Origin of the sequence: uncultured Salinibacterium sp., assembly GCF_963974405.1 — a bacterium.
Taxonomy (GTDB): Bacteria; Actinomycetota; Actinomycetes; order Actinomycetales; family Microbacteriaceae; genus Rhodoglobus.
In genome coordinates this window covers 90438-107221 of record NZ_CAXBBH010000002.1, presented here as the reverse complement: position 1 = coordinate 107221, position 16784 = coordinate 90438, and the positions used below count along the sequence as shown (strand labels likewise).

Genomic DNA, 16784 nt, shown 5'->3' with positions numbered 1-16784 from the left:
CGACTAGCGAACCGCCATCGCGGCGCGAACGCCCTCGTTGACGATTTCGCCACCGGCCACGTTCAAACCACGAGCGAGAGCCGGTGATGCTGCAGCAGCTGCGTCCCACCCCATGTTCGCAATAGAGACCACGAACGGCAGAGTGGCGTTGCTGAGCGCGCGCGTAGAGGTGCGCGGAACAGCGCCGGGCATGTTGGCGACGCAGTAGTAGAGCGAGTTGTGTACGGCGAAGGTCGGGTTGTCGTAGGTTGTCGCGTGGGAGCCTTCGAAGCATCCGCCCTGATCGATAGCGATATCGACAAGCACAGAACCGGGCTTCATCGAGGCGACCATTGCGTCGGTGACGAGCTTGGGGGCTGCCGCGCCAGGGATCAGCACCGAACCGATAACGAGATCAGCATCGAGAAGCTGCTCGGCGATTTCGTAGCGCGTCGAAACGCGAGTCTGCACCTGACCGTTGAAGCGTTCTTCGAGCACGCGCAATCGCGGCAAGGAAATGTCGATGATCGTGACGTCAGCGCCCAAACCGAGAGCATTGGCTGCGGCGTGCTCACCAGCGACACCGCCACCAATCACGACAACCTTCGCTTTTGGTGTTCCGGCAACGCCGCCCAACAGTTGCCCGCCGCCACCCTCAGCCTTGAGCAGAGCGTGTGCGCCAGCAACGATCGAGAGTCGACCGGCGACCTCACTCATGGGAGCGAGGAGCGGAAGTGAACGGTCGTCACCCTGCACGGTTTCGTAGGCAATCGCGGTCGTACCGGAGGCCACAAGAGCTTCGGTCAGCGCACGATCCGCCGCCAAGTGGAGGTAGGTGAAGAGGGTGAGGTCTTTGCGAAAGTAGCCGTACTCCGAAGCAATCGGCTCTTTAACCTTCACGACGAGGTCGGCGGATGCCCACACTTCCTCAGCGTCGGCGACGATGCGTGCGCCAGCTGCCGCGTAGTCATCGTCAGAAAAGCCGCTGCCGACACCGGCTCCGGCCTGCAACGTCACGGTGTGCCCGCTTGCTACCAAGGTGTCGACGCCCGCAGGGGTTATCGCGACACGATTTTCATTGTTTTTGATTTCAGCAGGCACAGAAATTTGCATCGACTTACCTTTCGCAGTTGTGGGCATAGCCTGTCAGAAATTCTGTCTTTTGTGGAAAAGTCAGAATTTTAATCGGCAAATTGGCGAAGAAGGTCTATTGCCGTGCCAAACTTGCCTTTTATGACCGCTTTGACCGAAGGATCTTCGCATGGCTGATGACCTTGATTCGATCGACACGAACATTCTCACTCTTCTGTCGCGCGATGCCCGCATGAGCAATGCGGCTATCGCGAACACGGTAGGCATTGCGGCATCAACGGCTCACACCCGCATCAAGTCGCTCTTCGACCGCGGCCTCATCACGGGGTATCACGCAGCACTCAATCAGGAGAAGCTCGGCCGCGGCCTGCAAGCCATCATCGGAGTATCCCTGCGCCCGGGCGCCCGCCAAGAGAGCATCCAGGCGTTTACTGACGAGATTCGCCGGTTGCCCGAAGTTATCCAGCTATTCTTCGTCGGTGGCAGCGACGACTTTCTGGTCCACATCGCGGTCAAGAATTCCTCGCAAGTGCGACTCTTCGTTGTCGACCATTTATCGGCGAGACACAGCGTCGCATCCACCAATACGAGCATGATCTTCGAGTACCACCGCAACGCGGTCGCGACCGACTTTTCTTAGTCACCGCTAGTGACGCGCACCGCCCACATCAATAGCCTGAATCTATGACAGAAAAACTCACCTTCACGGGAACTATCGTCAACCCGGAATGGATGCCCAGCTGGTCGGTTACTGAGGTTCCTGGATCCAAAGACTTCTTTGGCACCGGAAAGTCAGTCAAAGCGAAGACGACCGTTGATGGAATAGCGGTGACCTCGGCGCTCATGCCCACCGGGCAGGGCGACCATTTTGTCTCCGTGAGTGCCGCCTTACGGAAGAAGCTCAAGAAAGACGTCGGCGACGAAGTGAACGTGCATATCGAACGTGAGAGTACAGCCTAGAACTCGTTGTAACGCGGCGCACTGAGCGGCCAGTCACGCTCAATCCAGGTCGGCACAAACGTGTCGAGCACTGCCTCAAGTTCGCTGCCCACGTACTCGTCTCGCACCCACCACGAGATTTCAGCGTCAGCCTTCGGCAGCTCACCCGGGTCGATATAGACGCACCCAATTAGTTCAGTCTCGTCCGCGTCGAAAAGCGCAAAGTTGAAGGACTCGTGCGCTTCCATTTCATCTGCGTGACGCTGCAGGTCTGCGCGATCTTGTTCCGCGGTCATTGTTGCTGGCGGCCAACCCCACGCATCGCCATAGATCGACCAGAGTCGTTCTTGCGACCCCATCACCGCATCCATATCAAGCTCTGTATCAGTGGCGCGGATAGGCCGAAGGTGATGGCCGGTTGGCAGAAAAATAATGGATGGATGCTGCCAGCCAGCTGGCAGCCACTCTCCCGCTGGCTCGCTCACGGCCGCACCTACTCAGCACGCCGATGATAGGTAAGCGCTGACCGCACACACTCGCGAAGCTCATCAACCGGCACACTGTCGCCGACGTTAAACAGCACCGCTCGTTCGCCCTCGTATTCGAAAGTGTCGCCAAACCTGGCGCGGAAATCGTTGACCAAATGAGTGCTGCAAATAAAGAACATCGCATAGTCGTGCGCCGACTTGGCGTTGGTCGGAGCGATGCGAATCGTGCTTCCGCTGCGCGTTTCGCTCGTCAGGTAAGCGGGTTCTCCCCACTTCAGTGTTTCAGTGATCTCACCAACACCATCCGTTTCGGATGCCGTAGCCAGAATGAGGTCGCGAAGAATGAAGAGTTCTCGGCGCAAGGGCTCTGGCCAGTCGTTGAAAGTGGCCGCAACCTCGGGCGGCATGATCGCACTCGATGACTCGCTCATGCTTTGACGCTACCGGCCTCCTGGCGGCGAACCATCTCCGCAATCCACAGCGGCGCATACGGTGAGGTGCAGCCGGGCGGTGTCGGGTAGTCCTTCAGCACTTCAAGTCGCTCCCCGATGCCGAGGGCGCGGTCGCGCAGTTCGGCATGCTCGATTCCGATGTGCGCGAGGGTATTGTTCATCTGCCATTGCAGTCGATCCGGGGCATCCTTCATCTGAGCTTCGACGATGTCTAGCAGCCCGGGCAGGTCGAGCCCGTCGGCGTTTTTGCGCACACGCTCAGCCGTGAGCGCCCAACCGGCGCTCCTCACCGAAGCATCATCATCAGCCGACCAGGAGAGGCGTAGGTCTTCGGAGTGGGGGCTCTTTTTGACGACATAGTTGATCAGCCAGTCGCGAACTTTTGATGCCCTCGCTTGGCGCATCATGGCATCCAGCTCGTCACTGGTGAAGTCTTTGGGGCGACAAATGAGCAACGCCAGCAATTGCGCAGCGGTGTCGTCGGTCGCCCACAATTCAGTGGCGAGCGGATGCTGCGTCTTGAGCCGTTTCGCGATGGCACGAAGCTTGCTGAGATTCACCCCGTGGTCATCGCCGTGGCGTTCGTTTACGGCGCGCATTGCCGGATCTTCGAGCGCGGCTAGCTCAGCCATTACCTCAGCCACAACAGTGTCGTTCACGCTTCGACGCTACTCCTCGAATGCCGCACTGCGCCAGCGATCACCGTTTCGCGATACAGCACGTTCGGCACTTAGTTGCTTAAGGTAAGCAATATCGTTAGTCTCTCTAAGCACTTAAGGAGATGGACATGATCGACGACCACGATGCCGCTGCACTTCTCGCGGGCATGGTGACGATCAGCCGCACCTTCCGCAAGGCAGGGCAGCGCAGCCGCGAGCGCAGTCTTGCCGGCACAAAGTATGGCTTCTTGCGACACCTTCGCGAAACGGATGCCCGCCTCGGCGAACTCGCCCACCAGCTCGTCGTCTCTGCCCCGGTTGCTTCGCGCGCCGTGGAAGCGCTCGAGGCCGAAAATTTGGTTGAGCGACGCACTGACCCGGCAGATGCCCGGGCAGTTCTCATCTCCATCACCGAGCGTGGGCGCGCGAGGCTGAGCGATGCGGAGAGCCGCATCATCCATAAATTCGCTGACGCTTTTGCCGACTGGTCGGCCGAGGATGCCGAACATGCCGTCGGCTTGCTCAGCGACCTCAATGAACGTTTGATCGTGGTGCTTGAGCCCGATGAACACTCACTGCCCACCGATACTGACTCACACAATCGCGCTGACGAGCCCACCGCGGCCTCAGCTGAAGAAGAAATCGAGAATTACGCATGACAGCAACCTCCCCCCGTTCCCGTGCAGTCGGCCGGCCAGACCGCCAATTACACCCATAGCGAGATCCTCCAGGTCATGATTGGCCTGTTAGCCGCCCTCTTCACCGCGATGATCTCGACGACGATCGTGTCGACAGCTCTGCCGACGATCATCGCTGAGCTTGATGGAACCCAACGCCAGTACACCTGGGTCATCACCGCCAGCCTCTTGACGATGACCATCACTACCCCGATCTGGGGAAAGCTCTCTGACCTCTACAACAAGAAGATGCTGACCCAGCTCGCCATCGTGCTGTTTCTCATCGGCTCACTGACCGCAGGGTTAGCCGGCTCGATCGGCGTGCTCATGATTGCCCGCGCGCTGCAGGGCGTTGCGATGGGTGGCCTCACCGCGCTCGTCCAGTCGATCATGGGATCGATCATCGCGCCGCGCGAGCGTGGTCGCTATGCCGGCTACATGGGTGCTGTCATGGCCGTTGCGACGGTGTCCGGTCCGCTCTTGGGCGGCCTGATCACTGACTCTCTCGGGTGGCGCTGGTGCTTCTTCGTGAGCCTCCCGCTCGCCGTGATCGCCCTCATCGTGTTGCAACTCAAACTTCACCTGCCGACGCACGCCCCTGCCAAAACGCGACTCGACTACCTCGGTGCCGTACTGGTCTCGATCACCGCCGCTCTCCCCATGCTCTGGGTCACCTTCGCCGGCAGCGACTACGACTGGATCTCCTGGCAGTCGGGCGTCTTCCTCGCCGCTTTCTTGATTGTTGGCTTCTTCGCCGTTGTTGTTGAGCTGCGCGCTCCCACCCCGATGATCCCGTTGCGTCTCCTCGGCAATTCCACGACCATCTGGATGATCGTGGCCAGCGTCGGAATCGGTGTCGGGATGTTCGGCTCGGGTGTCTTCTTAACCCAGTACTTCCAACTCGGCACGGGCGCCACGCCCACCCAAGCCGGCCTCATGACGATCCCCATGATCATCGCCCAGCTTCTTTCCGCAACGATCGGTGGACTCATCGTCAGCCGCATTGGCCGCTGGAAGCCCGTCATGCTTATCGGCAGCATTCTGCTGCTCGCCGGCCTCACCGGTCTCGGCACCATCACCCACGACACCGCGTACTGGACTGTCGCGATCTACATGGTGCTTATGGGCGTCGGCATCGGTGCCCTCGTGCAGAACGTGGTGCTCGCAGTTCAGAACACTGTCGATGTAAAAGATGTGGGCTCCGCTTCCGCAGCGGTAGCCTTCTTCCGCTCGCTCGGCGGCGCCGTCGGCGTGACCGTGCTCGGCGCCGTGCTGACCAACCATGTCGGCAGCAACATTGCAGATGACCTGGCCGAAATCGGCGTCGACCCGAGCGCTCTCTCTGGCGGCTCTGGTGAAACCCGGCTCGACATCACGGGCCTCCCGGATGCCATTCAGACCGCCTTCCACCACGCTTACGCAGACGCTTTCGGGTCGGTCTTCATGATCGCGGCGCTCGTTACCGCCACCGCCGTCATCGCCATCGCCATCGCGGTAGCGCGAGGCTCAGAACTGCGCAGCACCATCGGCATGGCGCCAACCGCGAGCGCGGAATCGCCCGAGGACCCGAAGAAGAGCTAAGCCAGCTCTCTGATTGCCGCTACGAACTCATCGATGTCGGCGGGCTGGTGCGCAAAGGAAACCACGATGCGCACCACGCCGGGCTCCCAGCGGTTGGCGTAGAAACCAAAACCGCGATCGAAGAGTGCTGTCGTGAGTTCGGATGAAAAGTTAGCGAAGAGGATGTTGCTGCCGGGCTCGCTCATGACCGTCGCCCCTGCGACATCCGCGATTCCTGCGCGTAGGCGTGCTGCCATGGCGTTGGCTTGGCGAGCGTTGTCGAACCACAAATCGTCGGTCAGGTAGGCGTCGAGCTGGGCCGTCTGAAAGCGCATCTTGGAGGTCAGCTGTCCACCGCGCTTGTGGCGGAACGACAACTCGGTGGCGAGGCTGGGGTCAAAGCAGACGATCGCATCCGCCGTCAGTGCGCCGTTCTTGGTTGCACCGAACGAGAGCATGTCGACGCCGAGCTTCCAGGTCATCTCGGCCGGGCTCACATCGAGGGCCACGAGAGCGTTAGCGAAACGAGCACCATCCATGTGGATGCGCAGGCCAGCCTCTCGCGCAATGTCCGTCAAGACGCGCAACTCGTCGATCGTGTATACGCTGCCCGTCTCGGTGACTTGAGTGATGCTGAGCACGGAGGCCTGAACGCTGTGCACGTCTCCGACTCCCGCTTTCACAGCCGCACGCAGTTCGTCGGGGTCGATCTTGGAGTGCTCACCACCGAGCAACACGATCTTTGAGCCATCAGTGAAGAACTCGGGGGCGCCTGCTTCATCATTCTGAATGTGGCTGTCGCGGTGCGCGAGGATGCTGCCCCAGGGACGCGTTAGAGCAGCAAGCCCGATACCGTTAGCCGCTGATCCCGTGCCGACCGCAAAGACATCGAGCTCGCACTCGAATGCTGCGGCCATCTTGGCCCGCATTTGAGCCGTGAGCGCATCGTTTCCATACGGGGCAGCTGGCCCCGCGGATGCCGCGACGACGGCAGCCAAAATCTGCGGTGAAGCGCCGGCAGCGTTGTCACTGAGATAGCCGCGCAAGATGGAATCGGTGGGGGTCATGGCAGCTTTCTGAAACGAGAAATAGGGAATGCCAATCGGATGCGGTGCGGGCCTCAGGCCACGACCGCTACTAGACCGAATCACCACCGCAGAAAGCGAATCGATCGAGTGTTCGGCAACGATCAGCACTGCTCCGAGCCACTCTTAGTCGATGATATCGCCCGGTGAACAGTGCCGGATAGGTATCGCGGCTCCCCGCCGAGTTCCTGCAGCTTTCTTGCGTTACACGCAACGACGCGACGCCAGAGTGGGGCTATTGTTCGTCGCGGTGCGCCGATACTCTAGGAATATGAGCATTTTTGCAGCAGTCAATAACGGCGGAGCCGAGTCGGCACTGGCCGCCGTGATCTTCATGGCCATATGGTTCTCTTATCTCGGGTTCTTCGTGGTGGTAGGGCTCGCGTCCGCAGTAGTTTCTGTTCTCGCTCTCGTTTCCCTCTATCGCAATCGCGACAAGCTGCGCAGCATCGAGTTAGCTGCGTGGGTAGCGATCTCTCTCGCCATCTCGATCGCTGGCCCCATCTGCTGGTTCCTGATCGGACGCCGAAAAATGCTCGATGACGTGCACGCAGAAGAGCAGGGCACGCACGACTGAGCGGTGATTGTTACGAACATCGAAAATGCCATCACGAGGCCTCGACAGATCGCCCCGGGAGGGGTTGAATCGAAGACGAACATAACCGCACCGCCGTGGAAACAATTCCCGCAGTGTCTGAGGTCTTCAATAGTGTGAACTCGAAGGAGTAGAAAACTATGACGATTGCCGCGCCCCGGCCGACCGAAGGTTCAGCAGGTCAAGCACGACCCACCGTCGCGTGGACGACCATCCAAGCGGGACTCTGGGTCGGCAATGCTGCTGGTGAATTCGCGGGCATGATCGAGCGGAGCGCGGCAGGAGAGTTCTTCATTACCGACCATCGCGCCCGCCCGCTCGGCACGTGCACAACTCTCGACGAAGCCAAAGCTCGCCACCAACGGCAGTTTCAACTCAGTCAATCAGCGCAGAAGCGCACGATTTAGTCCCGCCACCGTCGACCAGCGCAGTCTGAGAATGCGTCACGCGCTATTGATATTAGAATCTGCGCATGTAATTATATTCGCATGAGCGCAGATATTTCCGAGTGGACAGACCCGAGCGACGACTACGTATCGGTCGCCGTCGAGATTTTCTCCCTGCTCGCCGACCCCACGCGCTTTCGAATTGTGCTTGCCCTCCGCGAAGGAGAACTCGCCGTGGGCGAAATCGCCGAACGGGTTTCGAAGCCTCAAGCTACTGTCTCGCAACACCTCGCAAAACTACGCATGAGCCGAGTGGTCACGACGCGCCACGAAGGTGCACGCGTGTATTACCGCCTTAGCAACGACCACGCCCTTGAACTCATCCGGGTTGCTGTCTTCCAAGCCGAGCATGCTGTGGATGACACGGTGCGCCACAGCCATCACTCCGCTGGCAGCATCCCCAGCACCGCAGTCGCTAGCGCGAGCGGAGCCAGCTGATGGGGGCCGGGCACGACCACGCCAGCGGCACCAACAACCGCACTCGGCTGCTGATTGCGTTCATCATCACCGTTGGCGTCGTCATTGCACAGGCAGTGGGCGCGATCGTCACGGGCAGCCTCGCGCTACTCGTCGATACCGCGCACATGCTCACGGACTCAGCCGGGCTGCTCATGGCACTCATCGCCGCCGGTCTGATGCAACGCCCCGCCACCAACAAGCACTCTTGGGGCCTCAAGCGCACTGAAGTGTTGAGCGCGATGGCACAGTCAAGCCTGCTCTTTGCTGTCGGAATCTACGCCCTCGTCGAAGGTGTGCGCCGGCTGTTCGATCCGCCTGAGATTCAGGCAGGCAGTCTCGTCATCTTCGGAATCATCGGCTTGCTCGCCAACATCGCCGCAATGATCGTGCTCACGAGCGGGCGCAACTCGAACCTTAATATGAGGGCCGCGTTCCTCGAGGTCGTCAACGACGCTCTCGGCTCCGTGGGAGTCATCCTCAGCGCCATCGTCATTGCGCTCTTCGGCTGGTATCAAGCGGATGCCGTCGCCGGCATCCTCATTGCCCTACTGATCGTGCCCCGCACCATCATTCTGCTGAAGGCCAGTCTTGGCGTGCTGCTCGAATCGACCCCCCGTGGCATCGACCCCGAGGCCGTTCGTGCCCACATCATGGAAATGGATCACGTGACCGCAGTGCACGACCTGCACATCACGCGCATCTCCTCCGACCTCCCCGTGCTCACAGCGCACGTCATCGTTGACGACTCGTGTTTCCGCGACGGTCACGCTGCCGAGATGCTGCCCGCTCTGCAACAGTGTGTAGCGGAACACTTCGAGCTCAGCATCGAACACTCAACATTCCAGATCGAACCCGAAAGTAATATCGACGAAGAGCACGTGCACCACCACTAGGACACAATCGCAGAGATCACATCACCGCTAAGCCACAAGCCCACCGGAGATGAGGCCCCTCACAACTAGGAGCAATCAACGATGAAAGCCCTCTTTAAAGACAAAGCCGGACCCGGCTTGATACTGGCAGAACGCCCCGAACCCACTCCCGGCCGCGGCGAAGTGAAGATTCGAGTGGCCCGCACCGGAATCTGCGGCACTGACCTCCATATCGAATCGTGGGATGCGTGGGCCGCTTCAGCGATCAACGCTCCCCTCATTCCCGGCCATGAGTTCTCCGGCCACGTCGTCGAACTGGGCGAAGGAGTTTCCTCGGTCGAGGTTGGCGCGCTCGTCTCGGGCGAAGGCCACGTCGTGTGCGGCCACTGCCGCAACTGCCGCGCCGGCCGCCGTCACCTCTGCAAATTCACGTCAAGCATTGGCGTCAACCGCGACGGCGCCTTTGCCGAATTCGTGGTGATTCCGGAACAGAATGTCTGGGCGCATCCGACCGACATCGACCCCGAACTTGCTGCCATCTTCGACCCCCTCGGCAACGCAGTGCACACGGCACTCTCGTTCCCGATGGTGGGCGAAGACGTGCTCATCACGGGCGCTGGTCCGATCGGCCTCATGGCCGCGAAGGTTGCTCGCCACATCGGCGCTCGCCACATTGTCATGACTGACGTTAATGAAGAGCGACTTCAGCTCGCCCGCGACATGGGGGTGAGCCTCGCGATCAACGTCGCGACAACGCGCATCGCCGACGCTCAAGCCGAACTGGGCATGGTGGAAGGCTTCGACATCGGTCTCGAAATGAGCGGCCATCCCACAGCGCTTCCCGAGATGATCAGCAACATGAATCAGGGCGGCCGCATCGCGATGCTCGGGTTGCCCGCCGAACCTATTGGCATCGACTGGGCCACCGTCGTCACCCACATGATCACAATCAAGGGCATCTACGGCCGCGAAATGTTCGAGACTTGGTACGCCATGAACGCGATGGTGCATACCGGCTTGGATGTCTCGGCCGTCGTCACCGATCGTTTCCCTGCCGAACAGTGGGAAGAAGCTTTCGCGACCGCCCGCCGCGGCACTAGCGGCAAGGTCATCATCGACTGGTCTTAAGCGACCACCCCATCACCCGCGTTCGCGCGGCCCCAGCTTTAGAGGAGAACACCATGTACGGAACAGTTCGCGAACAACTCAATGACACCCTGAGCGAGATCCGCTCGGCCGGTCTCTACAAGACCGAGCGCCAGCTCGACACCGCCCAGTCAGCGCACGTGGAGTCGGCCGGCAAGCCCGTGCTCAACTTCTGCGCCAACAACTACCTTGGGTTGGCCAACCACCCGCGCTTGGTTGCCGCCGCCAAGAACGCCCTCGACGATTGGGGCTTCGGCATGGCAAGTGTGCGGTTCATTTGCGGCACGCAAACCCAACACGTTGAGCTCGAGAACCGGCTGTCGACCCTGCTGAGCATGGAGGCGACCATCCTGTTCCCCTCTTGCTTCGATGCCAATGGCGGCATCTTTGAGGTGCTGCTTGGAGCCGAGGATGCCGTAATTTCTGACGAACTCAACCACGCCTCGATCATCGACGGCGTTCGACTCTCCAAGGCCGCCCGCTACCGCTACAAGAACCGCGACATGGCCGACCTTGAGGCGCAGTTGATTGCCGCGAAGGATGCCCGCCGTCGCCTCATCGTCACCGACGGCGTGTTCTCGATGGACGGCTACCTCGCCCCACTCGAAGCGATCTGCGACCTTGCCGAGCAGTACGACGCGATGGTTATGGTCGATGATTCGCACGCTGTCGGCTTCGTCGGCGAGACCGGTGCGGGAACCCCCGAGCACTGTGGCGTCTCCGACCGCGTCGACATCATCTCGGGCACGCTCGGCAAAGCCTTGGGTGGGGCATCCGGTGGTTACATCAGCGCCCACTCCGAGATAGTTGAGCTGCTGCGTCAACGTGCCCGCCCGTACCTGTTCTCGAACGCCGTCGCGCCATCCGTGGTTGCGGGTTCGATCGAGGCCCTCAACCTCGTGGCCGAAGGTGCCGAAAGCCGCGACAAGCTCAAGGCGAACGCCGAACAATTCCGCGCCGGGATGGCTGAGGCTGGGTTCACGTTGCTTCCGGGCGAGCATCCGATCATTCCGGTCATGTTCACTGATGAACACGAAGCGGTAGCCATGGCGGATGCTCTGCTCGAGCACGGCGTCTACGTGATCGCTTTCTCGTACCCCGTCGTGCCGCTGGGCAAAGCTCGAATTCGCGTGCAGCTGTCGGCTGGGCACTCGAGCGAGGACATCACACGCTGCGTTGAAGCGTTCGTGGCGGCGCGGGAGTCGATCGCCGCGTAGTGCGATCCCCGAGGAGTGCAATCCCCGGGGAGTGCAATCCCCGGGCAGTAGCGAGGAGCGAACGTCGGATGCTGCGCGTCGCGAGCCGGGAATTTTCCGACAGCCGCACCCTGTTGACCTCACTATGAAAGCAATTGTGTACAGCGAGACCGGTGATCCTTCCGTATTGCAGCTCGTTGATCGGCCGGTGCTCGAACCGGGGCCAGACGAAGTGCGCGTGCGCATCGTGGTGAGCGGGGTAAACCCGACCGATTGGAAGTCACGGCGCGGTGCGGCATCCGGTCAGGCGTTGCCCTTTGATGAGGTTGTTCCCGGCCAGGATGGTGCCGGCATTGTTGAAGCAGTCGGCGATGACGTGCAGCATGTCAGCGTCGGCGACCGCGTGTGGCTTGCTCTCGCCGCCTACCAGCGCCCGAACAGTGGCTCGAGTCAAGAACAGCCAGTGCTGCCCGCCGAGCGCGTCTTCGCTTTGCCCGCGAGCGCGAGCTTCGATCAGGGGGCCAGCATGGGTGTTCCTGCGATCACCGCGTACCGCGCGCTGACGGTGGCCGAAGGCGGACCAGACCAGCTGCATCCGACCGCGCTCACCGGCAGGATTGTGCTCGTCGCCGGTGGAGCCGGTGCAGTCGGCCATGCCACCATCCAGCTTGCTCGGTGGGCTGGCGCGACAGTCATCACGACCGTGAGCGGCCCGCAGAAAGCGGCGCTCGCGACCGCCGCTGGTGCCCACCACGTGTTCAATTACACCGACGCCGACATCGTCGACCAGATCCGCGCCATTGCTCCAGATGGCGTCGACCAGATTGTTGAAGTCTCCCCTGCCCAGAACGCAGACCTCGATCTCGCCGTCATCCGCAATCGCGGCTCAATCTCGGTCTACGCGAACAACGGCGGAGACCAGGTGACTCTTGATGTGCGCCGCCACTTCGCACTCAACGTGCGGTACCAGTTCGTGCTCCTCTACACCGTCGGTATCGATGCGATTCGTGCAGCGGGCGCAGCCATCAACGTCGCTCTCGAGGATGGTGCCCTCGGCATCGGCGACGAGACCGGACTGCCACTGCACCGTTTCGATCTTGCCCACACTGCGGATGCTCATGCTCTTGTTGAGAGCGGAGCAGTCGGCAAAGTGCTCATCGACGTCACGGCCGCGTAAGGCTCGTTAGCGTGAGGCCTGCGCCGCGAGCGAACACGTCGGCGGTTGAGCGCCGCGTGCTGTTGCATGGACTCATGCGACGAGTACTCATTCTTGGCGGGACCGGATGGCTGGGCCGAGCGATAGCGCAGACTGCACTGCGGCGCGGGGACGAGGTGACGTGTCTCGCGCGCGGAGAAACTGGCTCGGCACCCGAGGGCGCCCATCTCATCCGCGCCGATCGCACCCAACCCGGAGCCTACGACGAGGTGGCCGGCGACTGGGATGCCGTGATCGATTTGTCGAGGGATCCCGCGCAGGTCGAGTCGGCGCTGCAGTCGCTTGCCGCCCACGCCGCACACTGGACCTTCGTCTCTACCGTCTCCGTCTACGAACGCAACGATGAACCGGATGCCGATGAGCACGCACGAGTGGTCGACCCCGTCGATCTGGACGACTACGCGCACGCGAAGGTCGCCGCAGAACTAGCCAGTGCTCGACACCGCGGCGAGCGCCTGCTCATCGCACGGCCCGGACTTATCGTGGGCCCCGGCGACCCCACCGACCGTTTTGGCTACTGGCCGGCACGACTCCACCGCGGCGGTACCGTTCTCACACCGAGCGTCACTGGTCGCTACGTTCAAGTGATTGACGTCGACGATCTCGCTGAGTGGATCGTGCACGCCGGGCTCGAAGGCACGACAGGAACGATCAATGCCGTGGGCGACACCGTCACCTTCGAGAACTTTCTGAAGCTGACCGCTGCGATTGCCGGATTCACGGGAGATCTCAACGAACGCGACGACGCCTGGCTCACCGATCGCGACATCAACTATTGGGCAGGACCCCGATCGCTCCCCCTGTGGATTCCGCTGAGCGACGCTGGCTTCATGCAACGGAGCAACCAGCGTTATCGCGCGGCGGGCGGCGAGCTGCGACCACTTCACGAAACAACTGCTCGCACTCTCGACGACGAACTATCGCGCGGCAGGGGTCGACCTCGCAAGGCGGGTCTCAGCACTGACGACGAAGCGACCGCGCTGGCCTCTGACGCGTGAATTCCGCTCGGTAAGCGCCAGGTTCTGTCTAAGCGACGGGGTGCTCGACGCCGGGCAGAGTCCAGATAGCGCAAGTGTGGGCGGCCGCCGAGAGCGAGAGTCCGGCGGGAGTGGATGCCAGAGTCGCGTCGCCGGCGAGGAACGCGGGTGCTGCGACATCCGCCCCGCTTGAAGCGTGCCCGGATACAGCTGCCGCGCCGTGCGCAGAGTCCGTCGCCACAGCAAGCCCAGCCACGGCGAGCGCGTTCGACGGCAGCGTCACCGTCAGCGGCGACCGCGCCACCACAACGAGCACAGTCGCATCGGCATCTTCGCGAACGAAAACCAGAGCATCGTCGTCGACGTGTAACCAGCGCAGACCGCCGTGCGATAGCGCCGGCAGTTCACGGCGCAGCCCGATCAACTGACGGTACAGCTCAAGGACAGGAGCGACCGCGGGATCGTTTTCGGTTCCCCACGGCATAGGCGTGCGAGACATTTCGCCGTCGTCGCCGCTCAGCCCAAATTCGTCGCCTGCGAATACAACGGGCACTCCCGGCAGCGTCGCCGAGAGGGCGAGCGCCAAGGGCACATTCTCCGCGGGAGCATGAGTGCGGAATCGGGCGGTGTCATGAGTATTGAGGGCATTCATGTTGCCGAGCCGGATGCGCCACGGAATGCTAGCCGTGAACCGCACTGTCATTTGCGCAAAGTCGCGCGCGCTCAAGCGAGGAATGCCGCCGATCGGCTGCCCAAAGAACCATGCCTCGGGGTCTACCGAACCGTCCGCCGTCACATGCGCGGTGTCACCCGGTTCAGTCAGCCAGCCCCAGACCGGGCGGGTAAACGAGGGATAGGTCATCGCTCCGTGCCAGGCATCACCCTGCAGATCACTCGCGGCATCGTTCGTCGACTCCGCCAACAGCACTGTGTCGGGGTTCACGTCTTCCATGGTGCGACGGATGATCTGCCGCACTTCCTCGTTGAGATCCTCCGCCCCCATCCGACCGGTCATGTTCGCGACATCTACGCGCCAGCCGTCAAAGTTGTAGGGCTCTTTCAGCCAATGCGCGACGACCGAATCGTCACCCTCGATGAAGCGGCGACGTAGTTCGGTCGAGTTCCAGTTGAACTTCGGCAGCGTCGGAGTGCCCAACCAGCCGACGTATTCGGTGTGTTCATCATTCGTGAAGTAGTAGAAGTCGCCCTCGGGCGCTTCCGGCTTTCCGAGTGCGGCCTGAAACCACTCGTGCGCATCGCCCGAGTGATTCGTCGTGAGGTCTCCGATGACCTTGAGGCCGCGAGCGTGGGCCTCCCCCACCAGCCGGATGAGCGCTTTGCGGCCGCCCAGCAGTTCATCGACATCCACGAAGCTCGAGGCGTCGTAGCGGTGATTCGAACGCGCGGGAAAGATCGGCGTCAGGTACAGCATCGTCACGCCGAGCGAGGTGAGGTGGTCGAGGTGGTCGGTGATGCCGTCGAGGTCACCCCCATAGAACTGTTGCGACCGCCCCGGCAGCACCGGGTCGACGGGTTCATCCCAGCGAGCAGCAATCGCCCACTCGGGCTTCGCGTGAGTGTCGGCCGCGGCCGACCGCGCAAAGCGATCAGGGAACACTTGATACATCACTGTTTCCGGGAGCCAGTCGGGAGCGGCAGAGGTCGCGAGCAGCGCGAAGTCTTCAGCGTCGAGCGTCTCGATCGAGTGCACACCACTCTGGTTGAGCCACTCAACGCGTCCCGCATTTCCCCGCCCCGCTTCTGCTGCGTCATGAACGAGCAGCCAGCGATAGCCGTGACGCGGATTCTCTACGACGAGCTCGGCCTCCCACCAGTCCCAACCAGCAGCGGTGCCCGTGAGGCGAGCACCCGTCCAGCGCGGTTCATGGTCGGGGTTCTCGCGCACCCGCACCGCCTTCAGCGGGCCATAGCCGACAGGCACGCGAAGCCGCACCGTTACGGTGTCGCCGAGCGCGGGAGTCTGGGTGGAGACGTGGAGTGGCGATCCATCGTGGTGCGGCAGGAGGGCATCCATTACTTCACACTTCCTGCCGTGAGACCGCCGACGATGTATTTCTGGAGGAACAAGAACAGGGTCATCACGGGGATCGCGGCGAGCACCGCACCCGCAGCGAAGATGCTCCAGTTGCGGGAGAACTCCTGCGACACGAATTGGTAGAGGCCCACCGCGAGCGTCTGCTTGTCCGGGTCGATCAGCACGATGCTGGCGATCACGAACTCACTCGTAGTGCCCACGAACGACAGCAGACCGACGACCGCCAAGATCGGCGCGACAAGGCGCAGGATGATCGTGAAAAAGATACGCGCATGGCCCGCGCCATCGATCTTCGCCGCTTCATCGATGGATGACGGCACAGTGTTGAAGAACCCGTACATCAGGTAGGTGTTCACTCCCAGCGCGCCACCGAGGTACACCATGATGAGTCCGATCTGGCTGTTGAGCCCGATCGCGGGAAAGATGTCGGCGATTCCGGAGAGCAACAGGAAGATCGCGACGACGGCGAGCAACTGCGGGAACATCTGCACGAGCAGCAGCGTCAACAACCCGACGCGACGCCCGATGAAGCGCATACGCGAAAATGCATATGCCGCGAGAGCCCCGAGGAAGACGGTGCCGACGGAAGAGATCCCGCCGATGAGCAGGGTGTTGCCGAACCAGGCTGCGTAGGGCTGTTGAGGCCGGTTGAAGAGATCCACGTAGCTCTCGAAACTGAAGTTCGAGAAGAGCGAGTTGGCCGTCACAAGAGTGCCGCCCGGGTTGAGAGATGCACTGAAGACATAGAGCAGCGGGAACGCCGCAAAGATCGACATGGCGATTCCGATGAGGTGTCGCCAGCCAGTCTCGCGGAAATAGCGCGTGAAGGGTCGCTTCGGATTCCCGACGGCTGCGACATCCGGGTTCTGCTTCTGAGTTGTTGTTGTCAT

Annotated in this window: 19 protein-coding genes; 12 read left to right on the top strand and 7 right to left on the bottom strand. The window is 61.5% G+C overall.

Annotated elements, in window-relative coordinates; genetic code table 11:
- Nucleotides 1-3: 3 nt before the first annotated feature.
- Nucleotides 4-1092 (bottom strand): alanine dehydrogenase, encoded by a 1089-nt coding sequence (gene ald / locus AACZ26_RS08950; RefSeq protein ID WP_339621617.1) that lies wholly within the window; start codon nucleotides 1090-1092, stop codon nucleotides 4-6.
- A 148-nt stretch (nucleotides 1093-1240) separates the two neighbouring features.
- Here ald and AACZ26_RS08945 point away from each other — a divergent pair, with 148 nt between their 5' ends.
- Together AACZ26_RS08945 and AACZ26_RS08940 are read left to right on the top strand one after the other, a co-directional pair.
- Nucleotides 1241-1711, top strand: coding sequence for an Lrp/AsnC family transcriptional regulator (locus AACZ26_RS08945; RefSeq protein WP_339620841.1), 471 nt, complete (start codon nucleotides 1241-1243; stop codon nucleotides 1709-1711).
- A 44-nt stretch (nucleotides 1712-1755) separates the two neighbouring features.
- A complete protein-coding gene (locus tag AACZ26_RS08940) occupies nucleotides 1756-2031 on the top strand; it encodes a DUF1905 domain-containing protein (RefSeq protein WP_339620840.1) in 276 nt (91 codons plus the stop codon).
- Here the strand turns inward: AACZ26_RS08940 and AACZ26_RS08935 are convergent.
- The 3 genes from AACZ26_RS08935 to AACZ26_RS08925 are packed head-to-tail and all read right to left on the bottom strand — an operon-like array spanning nucleotide 2028 to nucleotide 3609.
- Nucleotides 2028-2495 (bottom strand): GNAT family N-acetyltransferase, encoded by a 468-nt coding sequence (locus AACZ26_RS08935; RefSeq protein WP_339620839.1) that lies wholly within the window; start codon nucleotides 2493-2495, stop codon nucleotides 2028-2030. The genes AACZ26_RS08940 and AACZ26_RS08935 overlap by 4 nt on opposite strands.
- 8 nt (nucleotides 2496-2503) lie before the next feature.
- A complete protein-coding gene (locus AACZ26_RS08930; RefSeq protein ID WP_339620838.1) occupies nucleotides 2504-2929 on the bottom strand; it encodes a DUF1801 domain-containing protein in 426 nt (141 codons plus the stop codon).
- A complete protein-coding gene (locus AACZ26_RS08925) occupies nucleotides 2926-3609 on the bottom strand; it encodes a DNA alkylation repair protein (RefSeq protein WP_339620837.1) in 684 nt (227 codons plus the stop codon). The genes AACZ26_RS08930 and AACZ26_RS08925 overlap by 4 nt, the downstream gene beginning before the upstream one ends.
- Before the next feature lie 128 nt (nucleotides 3610-3737).
- Between AACZ26_RS08925 and AACZ26_RS08920 the strand changes: the two genes are divergently transcribed.
- Complete coding sequence (locus AACZ26_RS08920) at nucleotides 3738-4268, top strand: MarR family transcriptional regulator (RefSeq protein ID WP_339620836.1); 531 nt, start codon at nucleotides 3738-3740, stop codon at nucleotides 4266-4268.
- Between the two features lie 75 nt (nucleotides 4269-4343).
- Entirely contained in the window at nucleotides 4344-5867 is a 1524-nt protein-coding gene (locus AACZ26_RS08915; protein WP_339620835.1) for an MDR family MFS transporter, read from the top strand.
- Here AACZ26_RS08915 and AACZ26_RS08910 read toward each other — a convergent pair.
- A complete protein-coding gene (locus AACZ26_RS08910; RefSeq protein WP_339620833.1) occupies nucleotides 5864-6913 on the bottom strand; it encodes a low specificity L-threonine aldolase in 1050 nt (349 codons plus the stop codon). The two genes, AACZ26_RS08915 and AACZ26_RS08910, sit on opposite strands and share 4 nt — an antisense overlap.
- 289 nt (nucleotides 6914-7202) lie before the next feature.
- Between AACZ26_RS08910 and AACZ26_RS08905 the strand changes: the two genes are divergently transcribed.
- From AACZ26_RS08905 to AACZ26_RS08870, 8 genes are all read left to right on the top strand, one after another.
- Nucleotides 7203-7508: a PLDc N-terminal domain-containing protein gene (locus tag AACZ26_RS08905; RefSeq protein ID WP_339620831.1), complete on the top strand. Its 306-nt coding sequence runs from the start codon at nucleotides 7203-7205 to the stop codon at nucleotides 7506-7508.
- Between the two features lie 158 nt (nucleotides 7509-7666).
- Entirely contained in the window at nucleotides 7667-7933 is a 267-nt protein-coding gene (locus AACZ26_RS08900) for a hypothetical protein (RefSeq protein ID WP_339620830.1), read from the top strand.
- A gap of 81 nt (nucleotides 7934-8014) precedes the next feature.
- Nucleotides 8015-8410, top strand: coding sequence for a metalloregulator ArsR/SmtB family transcription factor (locus AACZ26_RS08895; protein WP_339620829.1), 396 nt, complete (start codon nucleotides 8015-8017; stop codon nucleotides 8408-8410).
- Nucleotides 8410-9324, top strand: a complete 915-nt coding sequence (locus AACZ26_RS08890) for a cation diffusion facilitator family transporter (protein ID WP_339620828.1) — start codon at nucleotides 8410-8412, stop codon at nucleotides 9322-9324. The genes AACZ26_RS08895 and AACZ26_RS08890 overlap by 1 nt, the downstream gene beginning before the upstream one ends.
- An 81-nt stretch (nucleotides 9325-9405) precedes the next feature.
- Entirely contained in the window at nucleotides 9406-10431 is a 1026-nt protein-coding gene (gene tdh, locus AACZ26_RS08885) for an L-threonine 3-dehydrogenase (protein ID WP_339620827.1), read from the top strand.
- 53 nt (nucleotides 10432-10484) lie between these two features.
- Complete coding sequence (locus AACZ26_RS08880) at nucleotides 10485-11666, top strand: glycine C-acetyltransferase (RefSeq protein WP_339620826.1); 1182 nt, start codon at nucleotides 10485-10487, stop codon at nucleotides 11664-11666.
- Between the two features lie 124 nt (nucleotides 11667-11790).
- Nucleotides 11791-12822, top strand: coding sequence for an NADPH:quinone reductase (locus tag AACZ26_RS08875; RefSeq protein WP_339620824.1), 1032 nt, complete (start codon nucleotides 11791-11793; stop codon nucleotides 12820-12822).
- Between the two features lie 11 nt (nucleotides 12823-12833).
- Nucleotides 12834-13859 carry an NAD-dependent epimerase/dehydratase family protein gene (locus AACZ26_RS08870; RefSeq protein ID WP_339620823.1) on the top strand — a complete coding sequence of 342 codons (1026 nt, stop codon included), beginning with the start codon at nucleotides 12834-12836 and terminating at the stop codon, nucleotides 13857-13859.
- 28 nt (nucleotides 13860-13887) lie between these two features.
- Here the strand turns inward: AACZ26_RS08870 and AACZ26_RS08865 are convergent, their stop codons facing one another.
- Nucleotides 13888-15873 carry a glycoside hydrolase family 13 protein gene (locus tag AACZ26_RS08865; protein WP_339620822.1) on the bottom strand — a complete coding sequence of 662 codons (1986 nt, stop codon included), beginning with the start codon at nucleotides 15871-15873 and terminating at the stop codon, nucleotides 13888-13890.
- A complete protein-coding gene (locus tag AACZ26_RS08860; protein WP_339620821.1) occupies nucleotides 15873-16784 on the bottom strand; it encodes a sugar ABC transporter permease in 912 nt (303 codons plus the stop codon). Before AACZ26_RS08860 ends, AACZ26_RS08865 begins: the two co-directional genes overlap by 1 nt.